The 6610-nt window shown below is 63.5% G+C and carries 6 protein-coding genes; 5 read left to right on the top strand and 1 reads right to left on the bottom strand.

The genetic code is table 11. The annotated features are described in order from the left end of the window. On the top strand, nt 1–429 hold a 429-nt coding region (locus CP49_RS48255; protein ID WP_420807677.1), incomplete at its 5' end, for a DNA-3-methyladenine glycosylase family protein. Here the strand turns inward: CP49_RS48255 and CP49_RS34995 are convergent. Then, nucleotides 386–1273, bottom strand: coding sequence for a LysR family transcriptional regulator (locus CP49_RS34995; RefSeq protein ID WP_057854660.1), 888 nt, complete (start codon nt 1271–1273; stop codon nt 386–388). The two genes, CP49_RS48255 and CP49_RS34995, sit on opposite strands and share 44 nt — an antisense overlap. A gap of 206 nt (nt 1274–1479) precedes the next feature. Here CP49_RS34995 and CP49_RS34990 point away from each other — a divergent pair, with 206 nt between their 5' ends. From CP49_RS34990 to CP49_RS34975, 4 genes are all read left to right on the top strand, one after another. After that, nucleotides 1480–2454, top strand: a complete 975-nt coding sequence (locus CP49_RS34990) for an NAD(P)H-dependent flavin oxidoreductase (RefSeq protein WP_057854659.1) — start codon at nt 1480–1482, stop codon at nt 2452–2454. A 72-nt stretch (nt 2455–2526) separates the two neighbouring features. Beyond that, nucleotides 2527–3696 (top strand): ABC transporter substrate-binding protein, encoded by a 1170-nt coding sequence (locus CP49_RS34985; RefSeq protein ID WP_420807680.1) that lies wholly within the window; start codon nt 2527–2529, stop codon nt 3694–3696. Between the two features lie 31 nt (nt 3697–3727). Beyond that, nucleotides 3728–5260 carry an acyl-CoA synthetase gene (locus CP49_RS34980; RefSeq protein ID WP_057854657.1) on the top strand — a complete coding sequence of 511 codons (1533 nt, stop codon included), beginning with the start codon at nt 3728–3730 and terminating at the stop codon, nt 5258–5260. 216 nt (nt 5261–5476) lie between these two features. Continuing rightward, complete coding sequence (locus CP49_RS34975; RefSeq protein ID WP_057854656.1) at nt 5477–6574, top strand: DUF2855 family protein; 1098 nt, start codon at nt 5477–5479, stop codon at nt 6572–6574. Nucleotides 6575–6610 lie beyond the last annotated feature (36 nt).

Below are 6610 nucleotides of genomic sequence, written 5' to 3'. Positions count from 1 at the left end.
GGCCGGCTCGGCCTTTCGGCCGCCAAGATCAAGACGCTGAAGAATATTGCGCGTGAACTCGCCGCCGAGCGGCTGAACCTCGAGGTGTTGGCCGAGGAAGACGCCGACGTCGCCCACCACACGCTGACCGCGCTGCCCGGCATCGGCCCATGGACTGCCGACGTTTATCTCTTGTTCTGCCTCCGCCATGGCGACGCCTGGCCGGCCGGCGACCTGGCGGTGCAGGAGGCGATCAAGATCGGGCTCGGCCTGAAGACACGCCCAACCGAAAAACAGATGGCGCCGCTCGCCGAACCGTGGCGCCCGCTGCGCGGCGCGGCGGCGCATTTGTGGTGGAGTTATTACCGGGTCTTGAAGAAACGCGAAGGCGTGCTTCCCGACAAGCTCACCCCCGCAATCTCACCCGATCCTCCCGCGCGCAAGCGGTGACGAAATCGATCACCGCGCGCACCGCCGGAAGCTCGACGAGGTCCGGGTGCGCCAGCAGCCAAAGGTCCGCCACGCTGGTGAGTTTCTGCGGTGCGACGCGGACGAGATCCGGATAGGCGGCCGCGACAAAGCAGGACAGCGTTGAAATCCCCAGGCCCGCGCGCGCCGCGGCGAGCATGTCGCCTTGCGACGAGCATCGCATCACCAGCGAGCCCTGCCGGGTGATCGCGTCGCTCCAGCGCGCCAGCCGCTCGTTCGAGGCGCGGTCGGCGAAGCCGATGACGCTGTGTCCCTTCCATTCGTCGCGCCGTTCTGGAAGGCGCCGCCGCGCGGCGTAATCGCGCGAGGCGTAGAAGCCGGTACCAAGGCGGCCGATCTTGCGGCCGATCAGGTTCTCTTCGCCGCTGTCCACCGGGCGCAACACCACGTCGGCCTCGCGGCGGCGCACGCTGGCCGGATACGGATGGGTGATGATCTCGAGCTGAATATGGTCGTGCGTGCGCAGGAACGGTCCGAGCCGCGGCATCAGCCAGTGCGAGGCGAGCGTAGCCCCGATGGACAGCTTGACCACGCCGCGGGCCTGCGCGCCCGCCGCCGAAACCGCGGCCTCGGCGCGCAAGGCCGCCGCCGCCATGGCCTCGACATGCTCGCGAAATTTCTGCCCGTGCGAGGTCAGGGCCAAGCCGTCATTGGACCGCGCGAACAGGGGAACGCCGAGCTGACCTTCCAGTTCGGCGATCTTTCGTCCCACCGTCGGATGGCTGGAGCGCAAGCGGCGCGCCGCGGCCGCGAAGCTGCCGGTTTCGGCCACCGCGACAAAGCTCTTGCACAGATCCCAGTCCATCGGCGCTCCGCACGGCTTTAAGGCTGTTCATATCTGGATGAATATCTGTTCAATATTGAACAGGTGGCGACTGTCGTCCAGCCTTATAATGACGGCAACAATCAGCGCCCGGCCGGTGGCTCGGCCCGCGGTCCGGCGCTCTCAATCAACATCATCGGCGCGTTCCGGACTTTGGGCCGGCTTTGTGTCGCAAAGGGAGAGATCGAATGCCGTTGCCTGCTTCGCTTGCCGATACGCTCGAACTGCCGGTGGTCGGATCGCCGCTGTTCATCGTGTCCGGGCCCGAGCTCGTCATCGCCCAGTGCAAGGCCGGCATCGTCGGCTCGTTTCCGGCGCTGAACGCGCGGCCCGTCGAAAAGCTCGGCGAGTGGCTGACGCAGATCGAGGACGAGCTCGGCGAATACAGGGCACAGAATCCGGGCAAGAAGATCGCGCCCTACGCGGTCAACCAGATCTGCCATGCCTCCAACGACCGGCTGATGAAGGACATGGAGACGTGCGTGAAGCACAAGGTTCCGATCATCATCACCTCGCTGCGCCCGCCGATCGAAGTCGTCGAGGCCGCGCATTCCTATGGCGGCGTCGTGTTCCACGACGTGATCAACGTCAAGCATGCGCGCAAGGCCGCGGAACATGGTGTGGACGGTCTCATTCTGGTTTGCGCCGGCGCCGGCGGCCATGCCGGAACGCTGTCGCCGTTCGCGCTGCTGCGCGAGGTGAAGCAGTGGTTCAAAGGCACCATTCTGCTGTCGGGCGCGATCTCCGATGGCTGGGGCATCGCATCGGCGCTCGCGCTCGGCGCCGACATGGCCTACATGGGCACGCGCTTCATCGCAACACGGGAAGCCAATGCCGATCCGGCCTACAAGGCCGCGCTGACAAAGCACGCTGCCGAGGACATCGTCTATTCCAACCTGTTCACCGGCGTGCACGGCAACTATCTCGGACCATCGATCGTGGCCGCGGGCCTTGATCCCGGCAATTTGCCGGTCGCCGACAAGTCGAAAATGAATTTCGGCTCCGGCGGCAACACCAAATCCAAGGCATGGCGCGACATCTGGGGCTCCGGCCAGGGCATCGGCCAGATCACGGACGCGCCGCCGGTTGCCGAACTGGTGGAACGGCTCAAGTACGAGTTCGCCGAGGCCAGCAGCGATTTTCTCAACCGAGCGCGCGCCTAAGACGCGCCGGTTCCAATAGACGATCAAATAAAGCAAAACAGAGGGACGGAAACAATGAGAGTGTCGCGACCTATGTTGATGATCGCATTCGCGTTGTTGGGAAGTACGACCGCTCTCGCCGAGGGCGACAAGGACGAGATCCGCATCGGGCAGACCCTGCCCTATAGCGGACCGGCATCCGGCTTCGGCATCATCGGCCGGGCGCAAGAGGCCTATTTCGAGAAGATCAACGCCGAGGGCGGCATCAATGGCCGCAAGATCAAATTCATCAGCCTCGATGATGCATATTCCCCGCCCAAGACGGTCGAGCAAACCCGCAAGCTCGTCGAGCAGGAGGAAGTACTGCTGATGTTCGGCTCGCTCGGGACCGCCACCAACAACGCGGTGCATCGCTACCTCAACGGCAAGAAGGTGCCGCAGCTCTTTGTGCTGAGCGGCGCGACCAAATGGGCCGACCCGAAGAATTTCCGCTGGACCATGCCGGGAATGGCGGCCTACCAGTCGGAAGGCATCGTCTATGCCAAGCATATCCTGCGGACCAAGCCCGACGCCAAAATCGCCATCCTCTCCCAGAATGACGATTTCGGCCGAGATTACGTCGCCGGCTTCAAACGCGGCCTGGGAGACAACGCCGCGACCATGATCGTCTCGGAAGCAACCTACGAGACCAGCGCGCCGACCATCAGTTCGCAGCTTGCGACGCTGAAGGCCTCCGGGGCCAACGTGATGTTCGGCGTCGTGCTCGGCAAGTTCACCTCGCAGATGATCAAGGGCGTTGCCGAGCTCAACTGGAAGCCGGACGTGTTCTTCGTGCCGACTTCGGCCTCGTCGATCTCGTTCCTGGAGCCGGCCGGCCTGGACAATGCGGTCGGCCTGATCTCGTCCAGCAACGTGAAGGACACGCTGGACGCGCAATGGGCCAATGATCCCGGCGTGAAGGAGTATTTCGCCTTCATGAAGCAGTATCTGCCGAATGCGGATTTGACCAACTCGAACTACGCTGCCGGCTATCATTATGCGAACCTCATGGTGAAAGTCCTGATGGCCTGCAAGGACGATCTCAGCCGCGAGAACATCATGAAACAGGCGGCATCGCTGCGCGAGGTGCCGCTGCCGCTGTTGTTGCCGGGCATCACGGTATCGACCGGCGCCGACGACTATCTGCCGTTCCAGCAATTGCGGCTGCGTCGCTTCGACGGCAAGAGCTGGATCGGCTTCGACGACATTCTGGATGACGGCTAGGCCAACGCGTTTCGGCCGGCCAGGAGGAAACATGACATCGTTCATCAGCGGCGAACGCCAAATCAGCTACCCCGAGATCCACGCCCGCATCGCGCGGGCGGCAACGGGCTTCAAGATGCTCGGCATCAGTGGCGGAACGCCGGTCGGCATGATGTTGCGCAACGATTTTGCGTTCTTCGAGGTCTCCGGGGCCGCGGCGGCGCTGGGCAGCCCGGTGGTGCCGATCAACTGGCACCTGAAGGCCGAGGAAGTGGCCTATATCCTTGCCGACAGCGGCGCGAAAATCCTGGTCTGTCACGCCGACCTGCTGCCGCAGATCAGGGGCGGCCTGCCCGCCGATGTGAGACTACTCGTGGTAACGACGCCGCCGGAAATCGCCGCGACATTCAACGTTGCGCCTTCGCTGACGCAAGTCCCCGACGGCATGACGGACTGGGACCGCTGGCGTGACACGCATGCGGAATCGAAGCAGCCGCCCATCGGCAGCGCGCCGATGTTCTATACCTCGGGCACGACGGGGCTACCCAAGGGCGTGCGCCGCAAGCCGATGACGCCGGATCAGGCCGCGGCCTCCGCGAAGGTCGGCGGCATCGCCTATGGCGTCAAGCCAAACGAGGACCAGGTCATCCTGATGAACGGCCCGATGTACCATTCGGCGCCGAACTCCTACGGCATGCTGGCGTTCCGCAGTGCTTGCAAAATCGTGCTCGAACCGCGCTTCGATCCCGAAGACATGCTGCAACTGATCGAACGTCATCGTGTAACCCACATGCACATGGTGCCGACGATGTTCGTCCGCCTGCTGCGGCTGCCGGATGACGTCAAGCAACGCTACGACCTGTCCTCGCTGCGCTTCATCGTGCACGGCGCGGCGCCCTGCCCGCCGCAGGTCAAGCGCGCCATGATCGAGTGGTGGGGACCGGTCATCAACGAATATTTCGGCTCGACCGAGACCGGCATTCCGGTGTGGCACTCGGCCGAGGAGGCGCTCGCAAAACCCGGCACCGTCGGCCGCGCGATCGAGGGCGGCATTGTCAAAATCTTCCGCCCCGATGGTTCGCTGTGCGGCGCCGGCGAACCCGGCGAGATCTTCATGCGGCAGGTTTCGGTGCCCGATTTCGACTATCACGGCAAGGCCGAGGCGCGCGCCGAAGCCGGCCGCGACGGTCTCGTCAGCGTCGGCGATGTCGGCTACCTCGACCAAGACGGCTATCTGTTCCTGTGCGACCGCAAGCGCGACATGGTGATCTCGGGAGGCGTCAACATCTATCCGGCGGAGATCGAGAACGCGCTGATCGGCATGGACGGCGTGCGCGACTGCGCGGTGTTCGGCGTCCCTGACGACGAATTCGGCGAGCGGCTGTTCGCCTGTATCGAGCTGGAGGCGAATGCGTCCCTGTCCCCGGCCGCGGTGCAGGAATTCCTGCGCGGACGCCTCGCCAATTTCAAGGTGCCGAAGGACATCCAGTTCATGGATGCGATGCCGCGCGAGGCCACGGGCAAGATTTTCAAGCGCAAGCTGCGCGATCTCCATGCGGAAGGTAGGCTGCGCGCGATCGGGTGAGAAAACGTTCTTCGTAGCGTCATTCCGGGGCGCGTCGCAGACGCGAACCCTGAATCTCGAGATTCCGGGTTCGACGCTTCGCGTCGCCCGGAATGACGGCGAGAGTCACACGCGCCCCGCAACAAAATCGAACAGCGTTTTAAACATCATTGCTGTTGCAAAAGGATCATCGGACGGCGCAAAGATCGCTGCACGTGAGAAGCAGGGATCGAAACAATGCCATCCACCGATTTCATCGTCGCCCGCAACGATCTGCAGCAATGCAAGGTGATCGAGACGCAACTGCCCGACGCGGCTGATCTGCCCGATGAAGCATTGCTGGTAAAAGTCACGCGCTTTGCCTTCACCGCCAACAACATTACTTACGCGGTGCTCGGCGATCACCTGAAGTATTGGCAGCTTTTCCCGGCGCCCGCAGGTTTCGGCAACGTTCCGGTGTGGGGATTTGGCGAAGTGATCGCCTCAAGGCATCCCGGCATCGCCGAGGGTGAAATCCTGTTCGGTTACTTCCCGATGTCGACGCATCTCGTCATCGAGGCCGCCGACATCAGCAAGCGCGGCCTGCGCGATGCCGCCGCGCACCGCCAGGGCGTGGCGCCGGTCTACAACGCCTATGCGCGCGTCAGCGGAGACCCGGCATTTGCGGGCAAGCAGGGCGACCATCAGGCGCTGCTGCGGCCGCTGTTCATGCTGTCGTTCCTGGTCGACGATTTCCTTGCTGAGAACGAATTCTACGGCGCGAAAAGCGTGCTGCTCTCCTCCGCTTCCAGCAAGACTGCTTACGGTCTCGCGCATCTTCTGCACGCCAGAGGTAACGGCATCAAGGTGATCGGGCTGACGTCGGCGGGTAACACCGGCTTCGTCAAATCGCTTGGCTGCTACGACGAGGTCGTGACCTACGACAATGTAAGCTCGCTGCCGACGAGTTCCGCGGTCGCGTATGTCGATATGGCGGGCAATAGCCCGTTACGCGCGACGCTGCACCGGCACTTCGGTGAGCAGATGAAATATAGCGGAATCATTGGGCTCACGCATCGCAAGTCATCGCCCGATGAACCGGAGCAGCTCCTGCCGGGTGCCAAGCCTAAGTTCTTTTTCGCGCCGGACCACATCCGCAAGCGCGCCAAGGAATGGGGACCGGGCGGCGTCGACATGCGGTTTGGAGCGGCGTGGTCCGGGTTCGTCCCGAATCTGGACCGATGGATCGATGTGCGCGAAGGCCATGGGCCTGCGGCCGTTCAACGCGCCTATCTCGATACCCTCAACGGCCGCGTCCCGCCGGACCAGGGGTTGATCCTGTCCTTATCGGAATAGGCGGCATCCCCTCACGCCCTTTCTGCACCGTCCCGA

The organism is Bradyrhizobium valentinum, from assembly GCF_001440405.1.
Taxonomy (GTDB): Bacteria; Pseudomonadota; Alphaproteobacteria; order Rhizobiales; family Xanthobacteraceae; genus Bradyrhizobium; species Bradyrhizobium valentinum.
Note: the sequence above shows the minus strand (reverse complement) of the source record. Positions and strands in the feature narration are given on the sequence as shown.